Source organism: Archangium gephyra (genome assembly GCF_042230915.1).
Classification (GTDB): Bacteria; Myxococcota; Myxococcia; order Myxococcales; family Myxococcaceae; genus Archangium; species Archangium gephyra_B.
Genome location: NZ_CP102578.1, coordinates 2,050,315 through 2,074,650 on the forward strand (window position 1 = coordinate 2,050,315; position 24,336 = coordinate 2,074,650).

Annotated in this window: 20 protein-coding genes; 11 read left to right on the forward strand and 9 right to left on the reverse strand. The window is 69.4% G+C overall.

Translation table 11 applies throughout. The annotated features are described in order from the left end of the window. The first annotated feature begins 109 nt into the window (after positions 1–109). Positions 110–1,558, forward strand: coding sequence for a glycoside hydrolase family 43 protein (locus tag NR798_RS08175; protein ID WP_375770868.1), 1,449 nt, complete (start codon positions 110–112; stop codon positions 1,556–1,558). A 57-nt stretch (positions 1,559–1,615) separates the two neighbouring features. Here the strand turns inward: NR798_RS08175 and NR798_RS08180 are convergent, their stop codons facing one another. Both NR798_RS08180 and NR798_RS08185 read right to left on the reverse strand, forming a co-directional pair. Further along, a complete protein-coding gene (locus tag NR798_RS08180) occupies positions 1,616–3,133 on the reverse strand; it encodes a DUF6178 family protein (RefSeq protein WP_375770869.1) in 1,518 nt (505 codons plus the stop codon). A gap of 81 nt (positions 3,134–3,214) precedes the next feature. Continuing rightward, positions 3,215–3,817: a TetR/AcrR family transcriptional regulator gene (locus NR798_RS08185; protein ID WP_375770870.1), complete on the reverse strand. Its 603-nt coding sequence runs from the start codon at positions 3,815–3,817 to the stop codon at positions 3,215–3,217. A gap of 263 nt (positions 3,818–4,080) precedes the next feature. Between NR798_RS08185 and NR798_RS08190 the strand changes: the two genes are divergently transcribed. Genes NR798_RS08190 through meaB form a run of 3 tightly spaced genes read left to right on the forward strand, consistent with a single transcriptional unit; the run spans position 4,081 to position 9,151 of the window. Next, positions 4,081–5,988, forward strand: coding sequence for a methylmalonyl-CoA mutase family protein (locus NR798_RS08190; protein ID WP_375770871.1), 1,908 nt, complete (start codon positions 4,081–4,083; stop codon positions 5,986–5,988). Next, positions 5,988–8,177 (forward strand): methylmalonyl-CoA mutase, encoded by a 2,190-nt coding sequence (scpA, locus tag NR798_RS08195; protein WP_375770872.1) that lies wholly within the window; start codon positions 5,988–5,990, stop codon positions 8,175–8,177. Before NR798_RS08190 ends, scpA begins: the two co-directional genes overlap by 1 nt. Further along, a complete protein-coding gene (meaB, locus tag NR798_RS08200) occupies positions 8,174–9,151 on the forward strand; it encodes a methylmalonyl Co-A mutase-associated GTPase MeaB (RefSeq protein ID WP_375770873.1) in 978 nt (325 codons plus the stop codon). Before scpA ends, meaB begins: the two co-directional genes overlap by 4 nt. A 229-nt stretch (positions 9,152–9,380) precedes the next feature. Here meaB and NR798_RS08205 read toward each other — a convergent pair whose 3' ends face one another. The 4 genes from NR798_RS08205 to NR798_RS08220 form a co-directional block, all read right to left on the reverse strand. Then, positions 9,381–9,890 carry a DUF2118 domain-containing protein gene (locus NR798_RS08205; protein ID WP_375770874.1) on the reverse strand — a complete coding sequence of 170 codons (510 nt, stop codon included), beginning with the start codon at positions 9,888–9,890 and terminating at the stop codon, positions 9,381–9,383. 21 nt (positions 9,891–9,911) lie between these two features. Next, positions 9,912–11,426, reverse strand: a complete 1,515-nt coding sequence (accC, locus tag NR798_RS08210; RefSeq protein ID WP_375770875.1) for an acetyl-CoA carboxylase biotin carboxylase subunit — start codon at positions 11,424–11,426, stop codon at positions 9,912–9,914. Between the two features lie 104 nt (positions 11,427–11,530). Next, positions 11,531–12,154, reverse strand: coding sequence for a hypothetical protein (locus NR798_RS08215; RefSeq protein WP_375770876.1), 624 nt, complete (start codon positions 12,152–12,154; stop codon positions 11,531–11,533). 111 nt (positions 12,155–12,265) lie between these two features. Further along, complete coding sequence (locus tag NR798_RS08220) at positions 12,266–13,828, reverse strand: acyl-CoA carboxylase subunit beta (RefSeq protein WP_375770877.1); 1,563 nt, start codon at positions 13,826–13,828, stop codon at positions 12,266–12,268. A gap of 210 nt (positions 13,829–14,038) precedes the next feature. Here NR798_RS08220 and NR798_RS08225 point away from each other — a divergent pair, with 210 nt between their 5' ends. From NR798_RS08225 to NR798_RS08235, 3 genes are all read left to right on the forward strand, one after another. Continuing rightward, on the forward strand, positions 14,039–15,406 hold the full coding sequence (locus NR798_RS08225; protein WP_375770878.1) for a hypothetical protein: 1,368 nt from the start codon (positions 14,039–14,041) through the stop codon (positions 15,404–15,406). Further along, a complete protein-coding gene (locus NR798_RS08230) occupies positions 15,403–15,774 on the forward strand; it encodes a DUF2019 domain-containing protein (RefSeq protein WP_375770879.1) in 372 nt (123 codons plus the stop codon). The genes NR798_RS08225 and NR798_RS08230 overlap by 4 nt, the downstream gene beginning before the upstream one ends. A 91-nt stretch (positions 15,775–15,865) precedes the next feature. Then, the gene (locus NR798_RS08235; protein ID WP_375770880.1) at positions 15,866–16,219 is read left to right on the forward strand and encodes a DUF2019 domain-containing protein; all 354 of its coding nucleotides are present in this window, start codon (positions 15,866–15,868) and stop codon (positions 16,217–16,219) included. 34 nt (positions 16,220–16,253) lie between these two features. Here the strand turns inward: NR798_RS08235 and NR798_RS08240 are convergent, their stop codons facing one another. Next, positions 16,254–17,663 (reverse strand): hypothetical protein, encoded by a 1,410-nt coding sequence (locus tag NR798_RS08240; protein ID WP_375770881.1) that lies wholly within the window; start codon positions 17,661–17,663, stop codon positions 16,254–16,256. A gap of 184 nt (positions 17,664–17,847) precedes the next feature. On the opposite strand from NR798_RS08240, the gene NR798_RS08245 reads away from it, so the two are divergent. Both NR798_RS08245 and NR798_RS08250 read left to right on the forward strand, forming a co-directional pair. Continuing rightward, positions 17,848–19,980 (forward strand): M3 family metallopeptidase, encoded by a 2,133-nt coding sequence (locus NR798_RS08245; RefSeq protein WP_375770882.1) that lies wholly within the window; start codon positions 17,848–17,850, stop codon positions 19,978–19,980. 138 nt (positions 19,981–20,118) lie between these two features. Further along, entirely contained in the window at positions 20,119–20,673 is a 555-nt protein-coding gene (locus tag NR798_RS08250; RefSeq protein ID WP_375770883.1) for a VUT family protein, read from the forward strand. Positions 20,674–20,689: 16 nt separating this feature from the next. Here NR798_RS08250 and NR798_RS08255 read toward each other — a convergent pair whose 3' ends face one another. Both NR798_RS08255 and NR798_RS08260 read right to left on the reverse strand, forming a co-directional pair. After that, the gene (locus NR798_RS08255; protein WP_375770884.1) at positions 20,690–21,346 is read right to left on the reverse strand and encodes a hypothetical protein; all 657 of its coding nucleotides are present in this window, start codon (positions 21,344–21,346) and stop codon (positions 20,690–20,692) included. Between the two features lie 140 nt (positions 21,347–21,486). Next, complete coding sequence (locus tag NR798_RS08260; protein WP_375770885.1) at positions 21,487–22,356, reverse strand: expansin EXLX1 family cellulose-binding protein; 870 nt, start codon at positions 22,354–22,356, stop codon at positions 21,487–21,489. 334 nt (positions 22,357–22,690) lie between these two features. Here NR798_RS08260 and NR798_RS08265 point away from each other — a divergent pair, with 334 nt between their 5' ends. Further along, complete coding sequence (locus NR798_RS08265) at positions 22,691–23,095, forward strand: hypothetical protein (RefSeq protein WP_375770886.1); 405 nt, start codon at positions 22,691–22,693, stop codon at positions 23,093–23,095. Positions 23,096–23,321: 226 nt separating this feature from the next. After that, positions 23,322–24,314 (forward strand): 50S ribosomal protein L11 methyltransferase, encoded by a 993-nt coding sequence (locus NR798_RS08270; RefSeq protein ID WP_375770887.1) that lies wholly within the window; start codon positions 23,322–23,324, stop codon positions 24,312–24,314. Positions 24,315–24,336: the final 22 nt, after the last annotated feature.

The window sequence follows — 24,336 nt, forward strand, 5'->3', positions numbered from 1 at the left end:
GTTTTCCCAATTTCATGGGATGAGCCCGTTTTCAGGGTCTCTACAGGGAGAGCTCCACTCCATTCCCACCTGGCGGCGCGGAGACGCCGCCCTCCCGGAGATTGTCTTCATGAGGAAACACCCGTTCGTTCCGGCCCTCGCCATCGCGAGCGCCGTCCCGGCGTTGCTGTTCGGATGCGGCGGAGAGGTCACGCCCATCGAGGCGGAGGCCGAGGCCGCGGCCATGGCGAGCACCGAGGCAGGTCTCGCATGTGACACGAAGATCACCTACGGCGACGCGTGGATGCGTCCGTCGGGGCACACGGCCCAGTTCGATATCGCGGCCGGTCCGGTGACCTGGGACGGCACCTGCTACAACGACGGCATCAACTCCTATGTGGTGCTCTCGAACGGGTGGAAGCCGTACTTCCGCGGCCTCGACTCGTGCGTGCTGGCGTTCGACTCGACGTGCGCCACCACGTCCTCGTGCTCGACGCGCATCACGTATGGCGCTTCGTGGATCCACCCGTCGCACCCGGCGATGTACGACGACGCGGGTGGGCGCGTGTTCTGGGATGGCGCGTGCGTCAACGAGGGCACCAACTCCTACGCCACGCTCTCGAACACCTGGACGCCGTACTTCACCGGCTCGAACGCGTGCGCCATGTCGTTCCGGTACACGGAGTGTGGCGGGCTCTACAAGAACCCGGTGTACCCCACCGGCTGCGCCGATCCGGGCGTCGTGCATGATGGGACCCAGTACATCGCCACCTGCACGTCGGGTAATGCCACCGACGCGTTTCCGCTCCGCACCTCGAAGGATCTGGTGAACTGGTCGGCCGCGGGCGTCATCTTCCCGTCGGCCCGGAAGCCCACGTGGGCCAAGAGCGACTACTGGGCGCCGGAGATCCACCGCGTCGGTACGGGCTACATCGCGTACTACACCGCGCGTCATGTGGACGGAAAGCTGTCCATCGGTGCCGCCACCGCCACGAGCGCGCTCGGACCGTACACCGACATCGGCGCTCCCCTCGTGCACGACTCGGCCATGGGGATGATCGACGCCACCACGTTCGTGGATACCGCCGGGGTGCGGTACCTCGTGTGGAAGGCGGACGGCAACGCGGTGGGTCAGCCGACGCCCATCTACGGTCAGCAGCTCTCGGCGGATGGCAAGTCGCTGGTCGGCACGCGCAGGACGCTGATCTCCAACAACCTCGCCTGGGAGGGCGGCGTCGTCGAGGGCCCGTGGGTCGTCGCGAAGGACGGCTACTACTACCTCTTCTACAGCGGCAACGCCTATTACGACGGCCGCTATGCCATTGGCGTCGCCCGTGCGACCAGCCCGTTGGGGACGTACACGAAGCTCGGCGCGCCGATCCTCAAGACCAATGGCACGTGGGTCGGCCCGGGGCATGGCTCGGTCGTCCATTCGCCCGCGGGCACCACGACCATGGTCTATCACGCGTGGGACAGCGGCCACACCGGGCGCTACCTGCTGGTGGACCCCATCCTCTGGCGCAACGGCTGGCCCGAGATGCCCGAGGCGCCGTCCGCCACGTCGCGGCCCATGCCGTAGTCACCGCTTCACCGGGAGGGCCCGCTCCAGAGAGGAGCGGGCGTCCAGGCCCGGTGCTCAGGGCGCGAGCAGTTCCCCCACCCGACGCCGGGCCGCCTCCACCTGCTTCCTCGTGGCGAGGAAGGCCCCGTTGAACGCCGGGCACTCGTCCACCAGCTCCCGCATCGCGGCGAACGCGGCCTTCGAGAGGAAGGGCGCGAAGTGCACCCAGCGCTTGCGGGAGGCCCAGGGCTTGCCGGCGGCGATGTCCCGCGCGAGCTGGGCGCGTGCCCGCGTGGCCTCTCCCCGTTCCGCGGGGACGCGGCGGTCGAGGGCCGCGTTGAAAGCGCAGGCGCTCCGCAGCACCACCTCCTCGTGGAGCACCCGCCACCCCTGGCCGAAGGCGGGGATGAGCCCCTCCCGCGCGAGGATGCCCCCCGCCCACGAGCGGTCCGCGCGGGCCTCTGGGTGCGCCTCCAACCCGAGGTTGCACGTGGCGATGGCCACCTGCGCCGCCTCGAGTGCGCGCAAGGGCCGGCCCGAGTGGCTACAACCGGAGACGAGGACGTTGGCCAGGTAGCCCAGCTCACCCATGCACCGCGAGAAGGCCTCGGGAGCCTCGTCCTGGAGCCAGGCCAGCGCGTCCCGGATGGCCGTGGCCGAGGTGGGCGTCCCGGTGCCGCTGCCCGGGCCGAGCAGGGCCACGGGGGGCTGCGCCGTGAGCACCTCCGCCGCCTGGAGGAGGTGGAGCAGGGGCAGGGTGGGGGCGGCTTTCCCGGACGGTGCGGCCTCCCGCTTCCCCTGGGTGTAGCCGCGGGTGATGGGATCGTCTCCCACGCGCCCGGACCTCGCGAGGCCCAGGAAGGCCGCCGCGTCCGTGGGGGAGACGAAGCCCTCGCGCTCCCGCCGCTCCTCGCGCGCCTGGGACACGTCCGTTTCGAGCTGCTCGGCGGTGGTGAGCACCGCGTACAGCCCGCCGTTGTCCTCGATGAGCTCCGAGGCGAGGTGACAGCAGCGCTCGAGCAGGCGCGTGAGCAGCTCATGGTGCGCCTCGTCGAGGGCGACGAGCACCGTGAGCACCGCGTCCCACGACTCCGGCCGGCGGGAGATGAGCAGGAACCGGTCCAGCTCCTGGCTGAGACTGCTCTCCAGCGCCTTGTCCACGAGGGACTCGTCCTCCCGCGCCTCGCCCTGGCGCAGGCGGTTCATCGTCAGCGCGTCCATGTCCAGCACGAGCAGCTGGCCGGACAGCGCGAACGTGACGAAGTCCTCGTCCATCTCCGCGAGCCTGGCCGCCGCTCGGTCCGCCCCCATCTCGAGCATCACCTCCAGCCAGAGGCCGAAGCGCTCCGCGTCGAAGCGCTCCTGCCGGCCCGGACGCGTGCTGTGCCACAGGTCCTCGTCGAAGATGCGCGCCAACTGCTGCGTCGTGGCGAGTGCCACCAGCTCCCCCGCATCCTCCAGCCCGACGTGGTGGATGAGGCGCGCCAGGGTGGGCGGCGGCAGCTGCTGGAGGGCCGAGACCTGCTCCGGGCTCTCGAGGATGCGGTACAGCAGCGACCGGGTGTCCACGCCTCTGCTCAGCTGGCTCGTCATCAGTGCCTTCCTTGATAAGTGAACAGCCAATTCATTTTTTGGAGTGCGACGGTTCCCGAGCGGGCCTGGCCCCTTGCCTGCTCAGGGCTCGAAGAGAGCCGTGAGGCCGGTCAGGTGGTAGCGGGAGAGCGCCTCCACTGCTTCGCGGATGTCCCGCTCCTGCTCGAAGTGACGGAGGAGGCGCCCCAACGTTGTGACGTAGTTGCGGTACAGCTCCTCGAGCGCGAAGCGCGTGGGGGGGGCCGGCCGGGCGTGGAAGTGGGTGGTGGCGGACTCGAGCAGGAACTGGACCAGCTCCTCCGCGAAGTGCTCATGCGGGGTGCCCTCGGGGCTCGAGAGCAGCACGACGACGCGCAGGCGGTTGCCCAGACTGAAGGCCAGCACCTCCTCGGAGAGCAGGCGATAGGGCGCGCCGGGCTCCAGCTTCCGGAGGTCCTTCACGCCCCGGGCCGCCTCCACGCGCTGCCGCAGGAGGCGCCGGAAGGTGGTGACGAACGTGCCGGGGACGGCGGCTTCGTAGAGGGCGCTCTTGTTCTCGAAGTAGCGGTAGATGTTGCCGGTGGACACCCGGGCGGCCGAGGCGATCTCCGCCATGCTGGCGCTCCGGAAGCCCTTGCGGGCGAACACCTCGAGCGCGGCCGCCAGGATGGCCTCCTGGACCTCGTCCTTGAGGTACTGCGCCATCCCGCACCTCCCACATTCGTGAATGAGCCATTCACTATTAAGCCACGGCCTGGGTGGAGGCAAGAAGCGGGAAGGGCAGCCGGGTGTGCCAGCGGTCGGCGCGTTCGAGGCCCAAAGGCCGTCCAAGAACGTAGAAAAATGGTGCGTATAAGAAGGATAGGGCGGCCGACGGGGCACCGTTGCCCCATGGGCTGATTGGACCTAAGAGGCAACCGGCCCCACTCGTGAGCCAGGCCCCCCCGCCACCGATTCGAGGACGCAGCATGTCGCAAACCCCTCTTCACATCGCCCAGGACTTTCCACCCACCTCGGTCGAGGAGTGGCGTCGCCTCGTGGACAAGGACCTGAAGGGAAAACCCTTCACGTCGCTCCAGTCCGCACTCGAGGGGGGCCTCACGCTTCAGCCGCTGTACTCACCGCAGGACGCGGGCCCGGCCGCACCTCCCGAGCCGCCGGGCGTCGCCCCCTTCCTGCGTGGGACGCACCCCCTGGGCCTGACGGAAGGCGGCTGGCTCGTCTGCCAGGAGTACAGCGAGCCCGACGTGGCCACCGCCGCCGAGGCCATCCGGGTCGATCTCGAGCGGGGCGTCTCGGGCCTCTGGCTCCGCCTCGGCGAGACCCAGGGCATCCAGGTGCGTGACGCCTCCGGCATGGAGCGCCTGCTCGCCCAGGTCCCGCTCTCCAAGACGCCCGTCTACCTCGAGCCCGAGGACAACGCGCCGTCCGCGGCGGCCCTCCTGCTCCACGCCGCCGAGCGCACCCAGACTCCGCGCGAGTCGCTGCGGGGTTGCCTCGGGGTGGATCCGCTCGGCGTCCTGGCTCGCACGGGCGCGCTGCGCAGCGGGCTCCAGGCGGCTCTCGCCGAAGCGGCCCCGCTCGTCACGTCCACGCGCAAGGGCTCTCCGGGGCTGCGCGCGCTGCTCGTCTCGACGCGGGCCTACGCCGATGCGGGCGCCACGTCCGTGCACGAGCTGGCCTGGGCGATCGCCACCGGCGTGGAGTACCTGCGCGGGCTCGAGCGTGCCGGGGTCTCGCCCGAGGACGCGGCCCGCTCCCTCCAGTTCTCGTTCTCGGTGGGCAGCCAGTTCTTCCCCGAGATCGCCAAGCTCCGTGCGGCGCGGCTCCTGTGGTCCAAGGCCGTCGCGGCCTCGGGTGGCTCTCCCGAGGCGCAGGCCATGGCGCTGCACGCCCGCACCGCGGCCGCCACCAAGTCGCGGCGGGATCCCTGGGTGAACATCCTGCGCTCGACCTCCGAGTCCTTCGCGGCCGTCATCGGCGGGGCCGACAGCATCACCACGTCCCCCTTCGACGAGGCGATCGGGCTGCCCGACGAGTCCTCGCGCCGCATCGCCCGCAACACGCAGCTCATCCTGCGCGATGAATCGAGCCTGAACCGCGTCGCGGACCCCGCGGGCGGCAGCTACTACATCGAGCAGCTCACCCACGACATCGCCCGCGCCGCCTGGACCGAGCTGCGGCGCATCGAGGCGCTCGGTGGCATGGCGGCCGCGCTCGTGCAGGGTGACATCGCCCGGGTGCTCGCGGAGACGGTGGCGGCCCGCAGCAAGGCCATCCGCACGCGCCGCCTGCCCATCGTGGGCGTGAGCGAGTTCCCGAACCTCGACGAGCAGTCCGTGAGCAGAACCCCCCGCGCGTCCGAGGCCTCAAGCCCCGCGCCAGCCGGGCTCGCCGAGCTGCGGATGACGCCGCTGCGCCCGGTGCGTGTGGCCGAGCCCTTCGAGTCGCTGCGGGACGCCAGTGACCGCTACCTCGCCGCGCACGGGCATCGTCCCCGGGCGTTCATGGCCAACCTCGGCACGGTGGCGGAGCACACGGCCCGTGCGATGTGGATCGCCAATGCGCTGGCCGCGGGAGGCATCGACCCGGTGCAGCACCATGGCTTCGCCGATGTGGCCCAGGCCGCTTCGCTCATCGCCGCCTCCGGAGCCCCGCTCGTGGTGATCTCCGGTCCGGATGCGATGTACCCCGAGTGGGTTCCGGCCCTGACCGCTGCCCTCAAGCAGCAGAGCGGACGAATCGTGGCCGTCGCGGGCCGCCCGGGTGAGCACGAGGCCGCGTTCCGCGCGGCGGGGGTCGACCTGTTCGTCTACGCGGGGGCCGACCTGTTCGAGACCTTGTCTTCGCTGCACAAGCAGCTCGGAGTGTCCTGATGCGCCCCAACGTGCCGAACTTCGCGGAGATCGACTTCGACGCCCCCGAGACGCTCTCGCCGGCGTCCGCGCGTGACTCCCTGCGGCAGCGCGCCCAGGAGAGCACGCAGCGCGCCGAGCCCTGGCTCACCCCCGAGGGCATTCCCGTCAAGCCCGTGTTCTCCGCCGAGGATCTCCAGGGCGTCGAGCACCTCGGGACGATGCCGGGCCTGCCGCCCTTCGTCCGCGGCCCGTACCCGACCATGTACGTGCAGCAGCCCTGGACCGTCCGGCAGTACGCCGGCTTCTCCACGGCCGAGGCCTCCAACGCCTTCTACCGCCGCAACCTCGCGGCCGGTCAGAAGGGTCTCTCCATCGCCTTCGATCTCGCCACGCACCGCGGTTACGACAGCGATCACCCGCGCGTCACCGGCGACGTGGGCATGGCGGGCGTGGCCATCGACTCCATCAAGGACATGCGCATCCTGTTCGATCGCATCCCGCTCGATCAGATGAGCGTGTCGATGACGATGAACGGCGCGGTGCTCCCCATCCTCGCGCTCTACGTGGTCGCGGCCGAGGAGCAGGGCGTCCGTCCCGAGCAGCTCAGCGGAACCATCCAGAACGACATCCTCAAGGAGTTCATGGTCCGCAACACGTACATCTACCCGCCCGGGCCCTCGATGCGCATCATCGGGGACATCTTCCGCTTCACGGCCGAGAAGATGCCGCGCTTCAACAGCATCAGCATCAGCGGCTACCACATGCAGGAAGCCGGGGCGACGCAGGACCTGGAGCTCGCCTACACCCTCGCGGACGGCGTCGAGTACGTGCGCACGGGGCTCGCGGCCGGGCTGGACGTGGATGCCTTCGCGCCGCGCCTGTCGTTCTTCTGGGCCATCGGCATGAACTTCTTCATGGAGGTGGCGAAGATGCGCGCGGCCCGGATGATCTGGGCCAGGCTCATCAAGGGCTTCAACCCGAAGAGCACCAAGAGCATGGCGCTGCGCACCCACAGCCAGACCTCCGGCTGGAGCCTCACTGCGCAGGACGTGTTCAACAACGTGGTCCGCACGTGCATCGAGGCGATGGCGGCCACCCAGGGCCACACCCAGAGCCTGCATACCAACTCGCTCGACGAGGCCATCGCGCTGCCCACCGACTTCAGCGCGCGCATCGCCCGCAACACCCAGCTCTACCTCCAGCTCGAGAGCGGCACCACGCGGGTGATCGACCCGTGGGGCGGCAGCTACTACGTCGAGCGGCTCACCCATGAGCTGGCCCAGAAGGCGTGGGCGCACATCCAGGAGGTCGAGGCGCTCGGAGGCATGACCAAGGCCATCGAGAAGGGCCTGCCCAAGCTGCGCATCGAGGAGGCCGCGGCGCGGACGCAGGCGCGCATCGACTCGGGCCGTCAGGCCATCATCGGGGTGAACAAGTACCCGCTCGAGCGCGAGGAGTCGCTGGAGATCCTCAAGGTGGACAACACCGCGGTGCGCGAGGCGCAGATCGCCCGGCTGCGCGAGCTGCGTGCCGAGCGCAACCCGGCCGACGTGAAGCAGAAGCTCGAGGCGCTCACCCAGGCCGCGCAGCGCAACGAGGGCAACCTGCTCGCGCTGGCGATCGACGCGGCGCGCGCCAAGGCGACGGTGGGAGAGATCAGCGAGGCGCTGGAGAAGGTCTTCGGGCGCTACGAGGCGACTGTGCGAAGCATCTCGGGTGTGTACTCCAGCGAGGCGGGCAAGGACGCGCAGGGCATCGTCAGGGCGCGCGAGAGGGCCGATGCGTTCCTGGCGAAGCACGGGCGGCGTCCGCGCATCCTCATCGCGAAGATGGGCCAGGACGGACACGACCGTGGGCAGAAGGTCATCGCGACGGCGTTCGCGGACCTCGGCTTCGACGTGGACATCGGTCCGCTCTTCCAGACGCCCGAGGAGTCCGCCCGCCAGGCCGTCGAGAACGACGTGCACATCGTCGGCGCGAGCTCGCTCGCCGCGGGCCACCTGACGCTCGTTCCGCAGCTCAAGAAGGCGCTCCGGGAGCTGGGCCGCGAGGACATCATGGTGGTGGTCGGCGGCGTGATTCCCACCCAGGACTACGAGGCCCTGCGGGAGGCGGGCGCCGCGGCGATCTTCGGCCCGGGCACGGTCATCGCGAAGGCGGCCACCGAGCTGCTCGACAAGCTCGACGCCGCGCTGGGGGATGCTTGAAGCCCCTGCCGGCCGACGCGTACGTGGAGGGCGTCCGCGCGAGCGAGCGCGCCATGCTCGCCCGTGCCATCACGCTCATCGAGAGCGAGCACCCCCGGCACGAGGCCCTCGCGCAGGAGGTGCTCACCCGGCTGCTGCCCTACACGGGGGCGGCGCTGCGGGTGGGCATCAGCGGCGTGCCGGGCGTGGGGAAGAGCACGTTCATCGACGCGCTCGGCATGCACCTGGTGGGGCTCGGCAAGCGCGTGGCGGTGCTGGCGATCGACCCTTCGAGCACGGTCTCGGGCGGGAGCATCCTGGGTGACAAGACGCGGATGGCGCGGCTGTCGCGCGAGAGCCTTGCGTACATCCGTCCCAGCCCCTCCAGCGGAACCCTGGGCGGCGTCGCCCGCAAGACGCGCGAGACCCTCCTGCTGTGCGAGGCCGCCGGCTTCGACGTGGTGCTGGTGGAGACGGTGGGTGTCGGCCAGTCGGAGACGGTCGTGGCCGACATGGTGGACTTCTACCTGGTGCTCATGCTGGCGGGCGCCGGGGACGAGCTGCAGGGCATCAAGCGCGGCATCCTCGAGATCGCGGACATGCTCGCGATCAACAAGGCGGACGGAGACAACGCGATCCGCGCGGAGCGGGCGCGGTCCGAGTATCGTGCGGCGCTGCACCTGATGCGTCCGGGCGCGGAGCCCGAGATCACGACCTGCAGCGCGCTGGAGAACACGGGCATCGAGCGCGTGTGGTCTTCCATCGAGAAACGCCTGGAGGCCCAGCGGGCGTCGGGAGCGCTGGAGCAGCGCCGCAGGGTCCAGCAGGTCCAGTGGATGTGGTCGATGATCGAGGACGGACTGCGCGCCGCCCTGCATGCGCATCCCGGCGTGGCCGAGCTGGGGCCCGCCCTGGAGCGCGACGTGCGAGAGGGCCGTGCGACCCCTACGCTCGCGGCGCGGCGTGTCCTGGGAACGTTCCTCTCGAGGCCGTGAACCTGATGACTGTCCCCTCTCCCCTCGGGAGAGGGTCAGGGTGAGGGTGCCCGGATCCGTTCTCGAACCCGTGCCCCGCAGTGGGGACAGTGGGTTCAACCCGGGTACACCCGATACCCTCACCCCGTCCCTCTCCCGAAGGGAGAGGGGAAATGGCCGCGAGGGGAAATGGCCGTGTGTCAGGACATCTGCCCAGCGGCACGCTTTCGGCGGACCTGGCTGAAGGGTCCTACTCGACCACCACGAGCTTCGCGTTGATCTCCACCGCGGTGCCTTCCTTGGCCGGCAGCTCCACCACCTTGCCGGCCTTGGGGCTCTTCAGCTCGTTCTCCATCTTCATCGCCTCGACGACGACCAGGCCCTGGCCCTCCTTCACCTCGTCGCCCACCTTCACCAGTACCTTCACCACCTTGCCGGGCATGGGCGCGGAGATGACCTGCTTGCCCTCCACCGAGAAGCCCGCCGTGGCCGCGCGCAGCCGCAGCCGCCGCTCGTCCGCCACGTCGATGCGGTTCACCTGCCCCCGCACCATCACCAGCACCTCGTCGCCCTGCTCGTCGAACTCGACGCCGTAGGACGTTCCATCCACCAGCATGGACACCGCGCCGTGGTCCAGCGTCAGTGCGTCCACCAGGAACGTCTTGCCGTTGTGCGTGAGCTTGAAGCGGTTCTCTCCGGCCGACTCGATGTCCACCGGCACCGCTTCCTTCTGTCCCTGCAGCTTCGCGAAGTAACGCATTGGAATCGATTCCCCGTGGAGTTAGCGCCCGCGGCGGCTCGCCTGCCGCCACGCCGAGATGCCGCCCTTGCCACCCTCGGACGGCGCCTGGGTGAGCGTCTTCGCCTTCTTCTGATCCCGCTGGTACGCGTACACCACGCTCGCCAGCACCGCGGCCTCCGTCAGCTGCGGATCCTCGCCCTTGCCCAGCAGCGTCTCGTGCTCGCGCGTGAGGAAGCTCGTGTCGTAGTCGCCCCCGGCGAACTCCGGGTGCGAGAGGATCCCCTTGAGGTAGCGCGTGTTGGTGGTGATGCCCTTCACCACGTACTCCGTCAGCGCCCGCTTGGCCCGCTCGATGGCCTCGCGCCGCGTGGGGGCCCACACGGACAGCTTGGAGATCATGGGGTCATACGTGTTGGGCACCGTGTACCCGGGGAACACGCCCGAGTCGTCGCGCAGGTACGGGCCACCGGGCACGCGCAGGTAGTTGATGCGGCCGGGGCTCGGCATGAAGTTGCGCGCCGGGTCCTCGGCGTAGATGCGCACCTCGATGGAGTGCCCGTTGGGCGTGGGGGCCTGGGTGTACGGGAGCTTCTCGCCCTCGGCGACCTTGATCTGCCAGGCCACCAGGTCCAACCCCGTCACCCACTCCGTCACCGGGTGCTCCACCTGGAGGCGGGTGTTCATCTCCAGGAAGTAGAAGTTGCGGTGCACGTCGACGAGGAACTCCACCGTGCCCGCGCCCACGTAGCCCACGGCCTTGGCGGCCTTCACCGCCACCTCGCCCATCTTCGCGCGCATCTCCGGGGTGAGGATGGGGCTGGGCGTCTCCTCCACCACCTTCTGGTGGCGGCGCTGCGCCGAGCACTCGCGCTCGTTGAGGTGGATGGTGTTGCCGTGCTGGTCGGCGAACACCTGGATCTCCACGTGGTGCGGCTTCTCGAGGTACTTCTCGATGTAGACGGCGTCGTTGCCGAAGGCGTTCATCGCCTCGCTCTTGGCCGCGCGCCAGGAGGACTCGAACTCCTCCATCCGCTCCACCTTGCGCATGCCCTTGCCGCCGCCACCACCGGCCGCCTTGAGCATCACCGGCACGCCAATCTTCTCGGCGTAGGCGCGGGCCTCCTCGACGGTGGGGATGGGCTCGGCGGTGCCGGGGACCACGGGCACGCCGGCCTTGATCATGTTCTGGCGGGCGCGCGTCTTCTCGCCCATGGCGTCCATGGCGCTGGCGGGCGGGCCGATGAAGGTGATGCCGGCCTTCTCGCACGCGCGCACGAAGGACGCGTTCTCCGAGAGGAAGCCGTAGCCGGGGTGGATGGCATCCGCGCCGGCCTTCTTGGCGGCCTCCAGAATCCGCTCCTGCACGAGATAGCTCTCACGCGAGGGCGGGGGGCCCACCAGGAAGGCCTGGTCGGCGGTGCGGACATGCAGGGCGGAGCGGTCCGCCTCGGAGTAGACCGCCACCGTGGCGATGCCGAGCTCCTTGCAGGTGCGCATCACCCGGACGGCGATTTCGCCGCGGTTGGCGATGAGGATTTTGCGGATCTTGGGCATGGACGCTCCCTTTAGCACAGGGGAGCGTGCCCTCGGCGAGTGCGTTGGCGGCCAGGGTTGGCCCCCGTCCGCCAATACGCGCTGCTACTCGGAGCCTGTAGAGGCTACTTGCGGTGGCTGAGGTACTGCTCCATCAGCCGGCGGGCCTCGCTCAGCTTGGCGTCCACGAAGCGGTCATCCTCGTCCGGCTCGGGCGGAGGAGGCGGCTGCTCCTGGCGGCGGCCCTTGCCGGCGGGGGCCGGGGCGTGGGGGTCCTCGTTGCCGAAGTCCACCGCCGCGGCGAGCAGGTTGCGGGCGGTCGCCCCGCCGTCGAGCAGGCGGCCGAGCAGGGGGGCCTCGACGCCCAGCCAGCGGGCGGTCTGACGCACCACGTCGATGTACTCGCCCTCCAGGGAGCGGGAGGGACGGCCGGGCTCGCTCAAGGAGGCGCGGCCATAGCTGCCGGCCTTGTCGGTGTAGAGGCCCACCGCCTGGTCACGGAAGTCACGCGCCACGGAGCGGACGAGGGAGTCGAGGTGGTCCTCGGGGACGGCCTTGCCACCGGAAGGGGTGAGCTTCAGCTCGGCCACGCGCCAGCCGGCATCGGCCAGGGCGGTCGCGGACTCGACCCAGCGGACCTCCGGGAGGGGGACGTTGGCGGACTCACAGGCCCGGGACAGCGTCTGGCGCAGGGCGGCGAGGTTGCCTTCGATGTCGGCGAGGAAGAGGACGAGGCGGGGTTGAGACAAAAAGGGGCTCCTTGAGTGGTGCGTCCCTTCAAAGCGTGAACGCCCCCCCTAAAATTTCCTGGGGAGGCGTTCCACTGTTTCTCGGGCCGAATCGCCCGCCTGTCTGCCTGCTTACAGCGGGATGTTGCCGTGCTTCCGCGGGGGGTTCTCCTGGCGCTTGTTCTTGAGCATCTCCAGGGCGCGGATGACCTTGGCGCGCGTCTCCTCGGGGCGGATGACCTCGTCGATGTAGCCCAGCTCGGCCGCCTTGAAGGGGTTGGCGAACTTCTCGCGGTACTCGTTCACCAGCCGGGTGCGCTCGGCGTTGGGGTCCGAGGCCTTGAGCAGCTCGTTGCGGAAGATGATGTTGACCGCGCCCTCGGGGCCCATGACGGCGATCTCCGCCGTGGGGTAGGCGTAGTTGATGTCCGCGCGGATGTGCTTGGAGGCCATCACGTCGTACGCCCCGCCGTAGGCCTTGCGGGTGATGAGGGTGATTTTCGGGACGGTGGCCTCGGCGAAGGCATAGAGCAGCTTGGCGCCGTGGGTGATGATGCCGCCCCACTCCTGGTCGGTGCCGGGCAGGAAGCCGGGCACGTCCACCAGGGTGAGCAGGGGGATGTTGAAGCAGTCGCAGAAGCGCACGAAGCGCGCCGCCTTCACGCTCGCGTCGATGTCCAGCACGCCCGCCAGCACCGCCGGCTGGTTGGCCACGATGCCCACCGACTTGCCGTTCATGCGGGCGAAGCCGATGACCATGTTCTTGGCGAAGTGCTCCTGCACCTCGAAGAAGTGCTTGTTGTCGACGACAGCGCGGATGATCTCCTTGATGTCGTAGGGCTTGTTGGGGTTGCTGGGGACGACCGTCTTGAGGCCCTCGTCGGCGCGGAACGGATCGTCATCGCACGGCTGGGCGGGCGGGTCCTCCTGGTTGTTGGAGGGGAGGAAGGAGAGCAGCTCGCGCGTCATCATGATGGCGGCCTGCTCGTTCTCCGCGGCGAAGTGCGCCACGCCCGACTTCTGGTTGTGCGCCAGCGCGCCGCCCAGGTCCTCCTTGGTCACCTCCTGGTGCGTCACCGTCTTGATGACGTCCGGGCCGGTGATGAACATGTAGGAGGTGTCCTTCACCATCATGATGAAGTCCGTGATGGCCGGCGAGTACACCGCGCCGCCCGCGCACGGGCCCAGGATGAGGGAGATTTGCGGCACCACGCCCGAGGCGAGGGTGTTGCGCAGGAAGATGTCGGCGTAGCCGGCGAGGCTCTCGACGCCCTCCTGGATGCGCGCGCCGCCCGAGTCGTTCAGGCCGATGACGGGAGCGCCCACGCGCATGGCCATGTCCATGATCTTGCAGATCTTCTGGGCATAGGCGCCGGAGAGCGAGCCGCCGAAGACGGTGAAGTCCTGGGCGAAGACGAAGATCTGCCGGCCCTCGACGGTGCCGTAGCCGGTGACGACGCCGTCGCCGAGGATCTTCTTGTCCCCCATGCCGAAGTCGTTGCTGCGGTGGGTGACGAACTTGTCCATCTCCGTGAAGGAGCCGGGGTCGAGCAGCAGCTCGATGCGCTCGCGAGCGGTGAGCTTGCCGGCCTCGTGCTGCTTGGCGATGCGGTCAGCGCCACCGCCCAGCTCGGCCTGCTTCTCCATCTGCTGCAGCCGGGCGCGAAGGGGATCCTTTTCCGTGGTTCCGTCCATGGGGCGCGCATCTAGCACGATTGGGGCCGGGAGGGGGACCCACCGCGTAGGCGCGGGGAGGCCCTGCACGGTGATGGATGAGCCTCGCTTCTGGACGCCTCGAGGGGGTGTGGGGAGGTGTGTGCCGCCTCGGGGAGCCTGGAAGTGACGTGTGCCTGTACTCCTCGATTCTTCCCGTTGGTCCTTGTGCACAGCAGCATTCGCAGCGGCATGACCCTTCGCGTCATCGATCGAGTCGTTCGAGATATCTGGTGGTGCCCTCGTCTGGGCGTGCTGGCCCTGGCGGCGAGTGTGCTGCTGGTCGGGTGCGCCACGGCGGCACCGCCCGTGAGCCAGGCGGCGGTGGGTGGAGAGGAGCGGGTCTTCGCTACCCTGCCCACGGACTTCGCGCCGGTGCAGGTGGGGGATGCCGAGTTCTCGGCCGCCATGGCGGGTCTGGTGCTGGAGATGCCGCTGCGGGTGGCGCCCGCGCCTGTGCCCATGCGGCCGGGTCGCAGGTATGCACTGGCTTCCGGAGCCCTGGGAAGACAGGCGTGTCAGCCGGAGCTGGCCAGGTCCTACGGACGCTTTTGCGAACGGCGCGGCACTCCGGGCGATTGCCTCTCCCTCTTCGAGGATGGTTCGTGCCTGCAGGACGATGACAGGCGCCGCATCGCGCTGGCGCTGGCCGTTGAGCCGGCTCTGGAGGGAGTGAGCGCCGAGGTGAGGGCCATGCTCGACCCCACGCGTGTGGCGGCGATGGCGAGCCTCACCATCTCAGCCTACATGGCGCTGCTGGTGGCACCCGAGCCGTTGTCTAAAGGGGTCGCCACTGCCTTCACGGTGCTCTTGTGGAGCTACCTGGGGACGGAGATGTGGGGGCTTATTGAGGGATGGTTGGTGCTCTCGGAGGAGTCCGCGCGGGCCACCACCTTCGCCGAGCTGCGCGAGGCGGGCGAGCGGTTCGGTCAGCGCATCGGGCCCAACAGCGTGCGCATCCTGGTCATGGTGGGCACGGCGGCGATCGGGGAAACCGCCGCGTTGCTGTCCAGGGCACCGAATCTGCCGGGGTTCGCGAACGCCTCACTCCAAGGGGCGCAGCAGGGCGGCGTACGCGTGCTCGCAGCGGCGGCTGAGACGGACAGGGTCATCGTCTCGGTGGCCGAGGGCTCCATTCGCATCGTGCTGCCGGCCAACGCCCTGGCCATGTCCGGCGGCGAGCCGAGCCGGAATCGTTCTCCGAGCGAGACGGATAGGACCAGCAAGGAGGGCAAGCTACTTCCCAATGGGCATCGGGCCTTCAAATCCTATAAGGACTTCAAGGACTACATGGGGAAGGCGGGCGAGGGGAAGCAATGGCACCACATCGTCGAGCAGCATCAAGGCAATGTAGAGCGATTTGGTCACGAAGCCCTTCACAACACCGAGAACGTGATTGCCCTGGATGCGAAATTGCACGAGAGAATCAGTGCCTTCTATTCATCCAGGCAAGAGGTCTCAGGCGACATGGTGGTGCGTGAATGGCTCCGTACTCAATCTTATGAAAAGCAGCGGGCGTTCGGGTTGATGGTCTTGAGGCAGTTTGGAGGCATCCCATGAAAAAGACACAATGGAAGGAGCTTCCGACAGAACGTTTGGTTGAAGAGTATGGAGTCATCTCCGCTGATCATGGGCGTGACATCGAAGCTGGCAGGCCCAAGGCTGCCAATCGCAAGTACGATGTCCTGGTTGCAATGCGTCAGGAGTTTCGGGAGCGAGGTGCCGAAGCCCAGCGCAAATTGCTGAAGCTGATTGACGCTCCTGAGCCGGGAACCCGGTACTGGGTTGCTTCTTTCGCGCTGGCTTTTGCACCGGGCGAAGGTGAACGAGTGCTTGCCGAACTTGCGAAGATCCCCAACAGCTTTGTGGCTTTCACCGCCGGATTGGCGCTCGAACAATGGAAGGCGGGGACTTTCAAGCCTGCCTGACTCAAGACGCAGCGGGCAGCATCCAAAGGGTGGAGAAGCGGTGCGCCCCGCCGGTGCTGTCGAGCTATTGATGACGTAAGGAGGGGATTGGGTGAACGAGTTCGAAGAACTTGTTGAGGAGTTCGCGCGGAACGTGACTGCGCAGACCGATGCCATCTTCCGGGGAGACGCCAGGACCGGCAACAAGCACGCGGACCGGTACATTGCCGCGTTCAAGAAACTACGTGCTCACGGTGATGCCGGGCGAAATGCGCTCGCCACGCTGTTCTCGCATCCCAATATGGACGTGAGGACCACAGCGGCGGCATTCCTCCTGCGCTACCGGACAGCCGAAGCCAAAGCGATTTTGGAGGAGGCCGCCAAGGGAGAGGGGTTGGTCGCGTTTGAGTCTGAAGAAGCGTTGAAGCGGTGGGAGGAAGGAACCTGGGCACTCGACCCTGAGTAGACTCCTGAAAGTGCCTGCCTTTACCAGGGCCTTCTCAAGGCACTGCGGGCAGCGTCCAGAGGGTGGAGAAGCGGTGCGCCCCGCCGGTGCTGTCGAGCCAGCCCGAGATGCTCGTGCTGTTGGCCAGCAGTGGCCCCAGCTCCAGCCCCACGGTGAAGAGGCCCGCGAGCTCCTGGCTGGAGACGACGTCCATCAGCGACACCTGATTCAACCCGCTCGCCAGCCGCTTCGGGTCCACGGTGAAGTCCACCGCGTGCGGCAGCTTCGCGCCCTCCTGCGGCAGTGCCGTCTGGAGCGACTGGACCACCGCCTCGTCATTGCCCACCACGAGCTGCTTGCCCTTCAGCCGGACGAAGAGGGTGCCTCCCTTCACGTCCAGCGCGTACCCGTCCGCCAGCGCCCTCGCGCCGGGGAACTTCGCCACCGGGGCGAGCGCGGCCTTCATCGCCGCGGCGTCCGTCACCTCGGCGGCGACCGCCTGGCGCGAGGCGAAGAAGCGGCCCTCGGGCGTGCGCAGGTTGGGGCGCGGCTTCACGCCGTCCACCACCACCAGCACGTTGCCGGTGAGGCGCTCGGACACCGCGCGAGACACCGAGGACACCTCCGCCGGAGGACACGCGGGACACGCCTGCTGGATGAGTGCGCGCACGCTGCCCACCGCCTGGCTCACCCCAGCCGGTGCCACCCGCGCCCGCGAGAAGAGCATCCCCTCGGGCTTCATCGTCCCGTAGGGGCTCGTCCCCGTCGTCTGGAAGGGCGGCAGCGGAAGCTGCGTGGCCGTCCCCTCCAGCCGCAACTCGGTGGCGCTGCCCTCCATGCCCACCACCATGCCCCGCTCGGGCATGAGCACGTAGACGGAGCCGGGCAGCTGTCCCAGCCGCGCGTCCGGCTTGGGCGCCTTGCCCACCAGCCTCGAGGCCTCCTTCAACATCACCGCCCCCTGCCCATCGTCGACGAAGCCCCCGCCGGTGGTCGCGAAGGCACACGCCTCCTGGCCCTTGAGGGCATAGCCGGCATGGCCCCCGGACTCGCGCGGGATGCTCACCGTGGTGACTCCGCCGGCGGTGGTGGGCTTCACCTCCGTCTTGCCACTGCCGGACACCAGCATCCCGGCCGCCTTCTCCTGGAAGAGCTTCGGGTCCTTCAGCCGCGTGCAGGAGATGCGGCCATTGGAGCGCAGGGACACCGTCAGCGGGCCGGAGGGGTCGATGCCCAGGCCGGCGAGGTTGTCCGGCTGGCTGGGGTCGAGCGAGAGGAAGGGGTGGAGCTCGGCGTGCCAGACGATGGGCCGCAGCAAGGCGGCGTGCTGTCCCGCCCGGTTCAGGAAGGCGGTGACGCCCTGGAGCGCGTCCAGCCGGGGGATGTGGACGACAGTCCCCGAGGCGGTGGCGGCACGGGGCGCGGGAGCGGCGGCGAGCGAGGCCGCGAGGACGAGGGAGAGCATGGCCCCGGGTGAGACCAGCGGGCCCGGTGCCCTGTCAAGGTGAAGTCCCGGGCCGTGTCTGTTCCCTTCCAACGTTCCGGGGTGCCCTCCAGGAGGCAGGGGACGTGCACTCCCTGACTGCCCGCCTGGCATCCCTCTCGCCATTGCTGCCAACCGCCAGCGGCTGCCCTAACGTCAGCGGGTGATGACTGCGACCACTGCCGACAATCCGCTGCTTCAGAACGAAGGACTTCCGAAGTTCGACCGCATCCGCCCGGAGCATGTCGAGCCGGCCATCCGCGAGCTGCTGGCGCGCCTGAACGCCGACCTCGATGCGCTCGAGCGCGATGTCCAGCCCACCTGGGAGGGAACGGTGGCGCGCCTGTCCGCCATCACCGAGCCGATCGGCCTCGCCTGGGGCGCGGTGAACCACCTCATGGGCGTGCAGAACAGCCCCGAGCTGCGTCAGGCCCACTCCGCCGTCGAGGGCGATGTCGTCGAGACCCTCATGCGCATCGGCCAGAGCGTGCCCCTCTACCGGGCGCTCAAGGCCCTGCGCGAGGGGCCGGAGTGGAAGAAGCTCGACCCGGCCCAGCACCGCGTCGTCGACGCCTCCATCCGTGACGCCGAGCTGTCCGGCGTGGGCCTCGAGGGCGAGGCCCGCGAGCGCTTCCAGGACATCGAGCGCGAGCTGGCCGAGATCTCCACCCGCTTCACCAACAACGTCATCGACGCCAACAAGGCCTGGTCCATGACGCTCACCAAGCCCGAGGAGGTGGAGGGCCTGCCGCCCAGCGCGCTCGCCATGGCCGCCCAGATGGCGAAGCAGGGACTGGCCGAGGGCGCCCCCGAGCCCACCCCCGAAAAGGGGCCCTGGCGCATCACCCTCGATGCCCCCAGCTACGTGCCTTTCCTCGAGCACTCGCGCCGCCCGGAGCTGCGCGAGAAGCTCTACCGCGCCTTCGTCACCCGCGCCTCCTCCGGGGACTCGGACAACGCCCCCCTCATCGAGCGCATCCTCACCCTGCGCCGGGAGAAGTCGCGCCTGCTCGGCTACCCGTCCTTCGCCGAGGTGAGCCTCGCCGCGAAGATGGCGCCCGGCGTGCCGGCCGTCGAGAAGCTGCTCGGTGAGCTGCGCGACGCCGCCCGCTCCCGCGCCCGCGCCGAGCACACCGATCTCACCGAGTACGCCCGCCGCAAGACGGGCAATGCCTCGCTCGAGCTGAAGCTGTGGGACGTGCCCTTCTGGGCCGAGCGGCTGCGCGAGGAGCGCTACGCCTACACCGACGAGGAGCTCCGGCCGTACTTCGCGCTGCCCCGCGTGCTGGAGGGCCTGTTCGACACCGCCAAGCGCCTCTTCGGCGTCACCGTGCGCGCCGCCAACGGCGAGGTCCCCGTGTGGGACCCGAGCGTCCAGTTCTTCCGCATGGCGGATGAGTCCGGCAAGGACATCGCCGCCTTCTACCTGGACCCCTACAGCCGCCCGGCCACCAAGCGCGGCGGCGCGTGGATGAATGGCGCGCTCGACCGCAAGCGCCAGCCGGATGGGAGCCTGCGGCTGCCCGTGGCCTACCTCGTCTGCAACGCCACGCCGCCGGTGGGCTCCAAGCCCGCGCTCCTCACCTTCCGCGAGGTGGAGACGCTCTTCCACGAGTTCGGCCACGGCCTGCAGCACATGCTCACCCGCGTGGACTACCCCGAGGCCGCCGGCATCAACAACGTCGAGTGGGACGCCGTGGAGCTGCCCAGCCAGTTCATGGAGAACTGGTGCTTCCACGAGGAGACGCTCTCCCGGCTCGCCCGCCACGTGGACACCGGCGAGTCCCTGCCCAAGCCCTTGCAGGACAAGATCCGCGCCGGCCGCATCTACCGCGCCGCCTCCATGTCGCTGCGCCAGGTGTACTTCGCCACGCTGGACCTGGAGCTGCACCACCGCTACCAGCCTGGTGCTGACGGGGGGGCCGGCTTCCTCGAGGTGCAGAAGCGCGTGGCCAAAGAGAACACCGTCCTCTCGCCGCTCCCGGAGGATCGCTTCCTCTGCTCCTTCACGCACATCTTCGCGGGCGGTTACGCGGCGGGCTACTACAGCTACAAGTGGGCCGAGGTCCTCTCCGCGGATGCCTTCTCCGCCTTCGAGGAGGCCGGGCTGTCCGACGCGCAGGCACTGTCGCGCACCGGCCGGCGCTTCCGCGACACGGTGCTCGCGCTCGGCGGCAGCCGCCACCCGCTGGAGGTCTTCCAGCAGTTCCGCGGCCGCGCTCCCAGCACCCAGCCCCTGCTCAAGCAGACGGGCCTGCTGGAGACGCAGGAGCTCGAGTCCACGGCGCCGATGATGTAGCCCGCCTCAGCCCCCCCTGGCCTGGGTGAGCCCCGCCTCCTGGAGGCGCTCGGCCGCCCAGGCCTCCGCGGCCGCCAGGGGCGGCATGTCAGGCCCCATTCTGACAGCCTCCGGGAAACGTGCTATGGCGCGCGCGCCATGGAGCAGCGTCGCACCGAGGGGTTCATCTATCTGGCGGGCTTCGGAGCCTCGATTCCGCTGTCCAATTGGATGATCGGCCATGTGGGCGTGGTGTGCCCGGACAACGGGCCGTGCCTGCTGCCCGTGGGGCCGGGCCTGCTCGCCCCCAGTGGCGTCCTCGTCGTCGGCATCGCCTTCGTGCTGCGCGACCTGGTGCAGCGCCGGCTGGGCAAGGGCTGGACGCTGCTGGCCATCGCCCTGGGCGCGGTGCTCTCGGCGGTGCTCGCCCCTCCGCCCCTCGTCCTCGCCTCGAGCAGCGCCTTCGCCATCTCGGAGCTGGCCGACTTCGCCGTCTACACGCCCCTGCAGCGGCGCGGCCTCGTGCTGGCCGTGCTCGCCAGCAGCCTCGTGGGCCTCGTCGTCGACAGCATCCTCTTCCTCCAGCTCGCCTTCGGCAGCCTCGACTTCCTCGCCGGGCAGGTGGTGGGGAAGACGTGGATGGTGCTGGTGTCCCTGCCGCTGATCGCCTGGCTCCGGCGCCGGGACGAGCGGCTCGGCATCCAGCCGGCCTGAGCCCTCCACCCTCCGCTCAGGAGACGCCTTCGCGGCGCGAGCGGCCCTCCTTCACCGCCGCCAGCGCGATGGTGTCCGCGGCCCGCCGGGCCTCCTCGGGGGAGGGCGCCGCGCGGGTAAAGCCGGCCAGGGACTCGTGCAGCGCCCGCTCCACGCGCTCGGTGCGGCGCAACCCTTGTGACTCCAACAACCAGCCCAGGGCCCGGTGCGCGTAGGGGTGCCAGGCCTCGCCACCGCCCGTCGCCTCGGCGGTGAGCTCGAGCACCCGCCGCACCGCGTCCGACAGCACCGCCGCGCGATCCTCCTCGTCCGGCGGGAGCGCCACGGAGCGGAAGTACGTGTCGAGCGTGCACAGCCACTCGTGGGCCGCGCCGAGCGTGGAGAGGATGCGCTCGATGTTGCCCTCCACGCCCAGGCCGGACGGCCCGCCCTGGCTGGGGAAGAAGCCGTGGTAGCCGTGGGTGTACCAGGCTCCGGCGTGCTCGGAGAGCAGCGCGTCCACTCCCTCGTGGAGCGAGCGGCGCGTCGTCTCGTCGAGGTGCCGGGTGCCGGTGGGAAGGTGGGGCGCCAGGTACTGCCGGAGGCGGGCCGCGAGGTACGCGGGCCTGAAGTCGTCGAGGCTCTCCCGGATGAGAGCCCAGGTGTCCTCGTCCCCGTGATGCTTCCTTCTCATGGTGCCTCCCCACCGGAGACCCGGCTCGCGCTACCGCGCCGCGAGCCGGACGAAACGCGCGCAGCGCAGCACATCCCCGGGGGCTTGGGGAGGGAGATCCTCGCGCTGAGTAGTGCAGTGTGCAGCGGACGTGGGAGGTCTCACGGAAGCGGGGAGAATTGGCGGACACCGCTGACGACCTGCGAGTCCAGGATTCCGGGCAAGGTGTCCTGCACCACCTCGCCGTCCCACGCCGTCACGCGCAGCGGGAGGACGCCCAGGCCCAGGCCCGTGGGCTGGACGAAGTAGTTGTAGTCCTCGCGCGGCACCTCCACCCAGGTGACGAGGTTCCACCACTCCAGCTTGCGGATGGGCTTGTGGTGGTTGCGCACCTGGATGCCGGTCCACCACTGGCTGCTGCCCTCCTTGAAGCGGTAGCGCAGGGGGCCCGTCACGGGGCAGGTGACGAAGCGCCACTTCACCTGCACGCGGCCCGCGGCCCGGTCCGCCAGCTTGTCGAAGGCCGAGGGGCTGAGGTCCAGATGGCCCGGCGTGGTGCAGTCGGGGCAGCTGTCCACGATGCGCACGCGCAGGGTTCCCTTGGGGCCTTGAATCTCGGCGCAGGCACCGCACACCGCGCTGCCCTGGTACTCGGTCTTGATGATGGCGGCGACGTCCAGGTCCTCCGGGCTGGGCGCGAAGCCGCAGTTCCCGGTGCCATCCGCTTCCATGTAGTAGGTGATGACTCCGTCCCTGTACGCGCTGATCGGGCGCGCGGTCATCGTGTCGCCACTGGTGCCCGCGTCGGGGTTGGAGCCCGTGCCCGCGTCGGGGTTGGCGCCGGTGCCCGCGTCGGGGCTGGAGCCAGGGCCCGCGTCAGGACCCGCGCCGGTGCCCGCGTCAGTACCGGAGCCGGTGCCCGCGTCGGAGCCCGGCTGCTCATCGGTGTCGGTGGGGGGCTGGCATGCGGCCGAGCACAGCAGCACGGCCGCGAGGGTGGAACGAACGAGGAAGTGGGGAACGAAGCGCATGGGGCACCCTCCACGGCAAGAGCCGCGTGGTGCTCATGGTGCACAGCTTGTGAACTCCGCGCACGCGGCGCCTTCGCTGCCCGTCACATCGCCGCCACCGTCTTCCCGCTCTCCCCGCGCACACTGGAATTCAGAGAGTGGTGCGGACGCATCTTTCTGTCTGAATCGCGCCATGAATCAAGGTGAACGATCGCTCCACGGGAGGCGCTCCGAGGAATGTCGTTCCTGTGGATAGAATCGAGCCGTCATGCCCGTTCCACCCAAGCCAGGACTTCATGCCACCAACCGCGCGTCCCTGACGCGAGCGGCCCTGGAAAGTCTCAGGGCTCCTCCGTTGGCGACGGGCCTGGTGCTCATCCGGCATCCCGAGCAGGGCGATGAGCATAACGGCAAGGCGCTGTGCGATCAGATCCGCCAGCTGCTCAAGAACCAGCCGGGCACCTTCTGCTTCTTCCACGAGGGCACCGGCATGGTGAACGCGCGCATCGGTTACGCGAACGCGTTCAAGGAGCTCGACCGCGAGCTGGAGGAGCGGACGACGGAAGTGGTGTGCGCCATCCCCGGCCCCATCCCGAGGATGATGCTCTACACGGTCGCGACGATCGCCGAGCGGCCGTGGACCATCTTCCGCACCCGCCCCGAGGCCGAGCTGCACATGCGGATGCGGGGCTATGACGCCGCCGACTACACCCAGCCCTTCGAGGGCACGCTGAAGCTGAAGGTGCTGGGCCGCTCCTGACTCACGGGCGGCGCAGGCGCGAGTTCAGCCAGCCCTGGCCCGGACGCCGGCTCCGGAATGGCCAGGAACAATTCCGTCACGGCGCGCGAGTGTTCATCCGCGAAAAGTCGCCTTGTCCTCAAGTACACGCCGGGAGCGACGGCCCTTCCCCAGTCCCTACCTTGCCGGTATTCAGGGGTTTCCGTCGTAGGGCCGGAAACCGGCGCCGCGCGCCGTGGGGGGACGTATGGCGAACCTGAGAGACCTGCCGCGTCAGGCTTGGGGTGACTTGCAGTCGAAGTTGCGCCACCTGCCGCTGGTGGGGACGCTGCGCAACATGCTCGTGGACGCGCCGGAGTTGTCCAGCCCGGCACCCCGGGACTCGGGGCTGGTGGACGCCGGGCGCGTGGAGGCCTACCAGCGCGCCATCGAGCGCTACGTGCGGCCGGGCCAGGTGGTGGTGGACGTGGGCACGGGCACCGGACTGCGGGCCGTGCTCGCCTCGAAGCGCGGCCCGCGCAAGCTGTACGCGGTGGATGCCTCGCGCAACCTGGACACGGCGCGCTGGGTGGCCCGGCGCAACGGGCTCTCGGACATCGAGTTCGTGCGCACGGACAGCGCGCGCTTCCGCCCTCCGGAGAAGGTGGACGTCCTGCTGCACGAGCAGCTGGGGGACGCGCTCTTCGACACGGGGCTGATTCCGCGGCTGCTGGGCCTGCGCGACAGGCTGCTGGTGAACGGCGGCCGCATCCTCCCCAACCGCTTCGAGGTCTTCTTCGAGCCGGTGCAGCTGCGCGAGGAGGCGCGCCTGCCCTTCATCTGGAACCAGCGCGTGCCGGACGTGGACTTCAGCTGCCTGCAGGTGCTGCGCGACACGCTCAACCCCGCGTACTTCACCCGCTTCGTCCGGCCGCAGGACGTGGAGCGGCTGCTGTGCCACCCGGAGCCGGCCTTCGCGCTGGACCTGGAGACGCTGCGGGCGGGCTCGCTGCCCCAGCGCCTGCACCTGGCCAGGCCGGTGGTGCACGAGGGGCGCATGGACGGCCTGTGCCTCTTCTACCGGGCCCGCTTCGATCCGGAGCTCTCCTTCGACACCTTCCCCGAGCGTCCGCGGGCCTGTACCCCGGTACTCCTGCTGCGGATGGACCCGCGGGACTTTGCCCGTTACGAGACGATCTGCCTCGAGCTGTCGTTGCCGGAGCTGTCGGACATCACCACATGGCGGTGGAGCTTCCTGTGAGGGTACCCACCTGCGTGTCTTC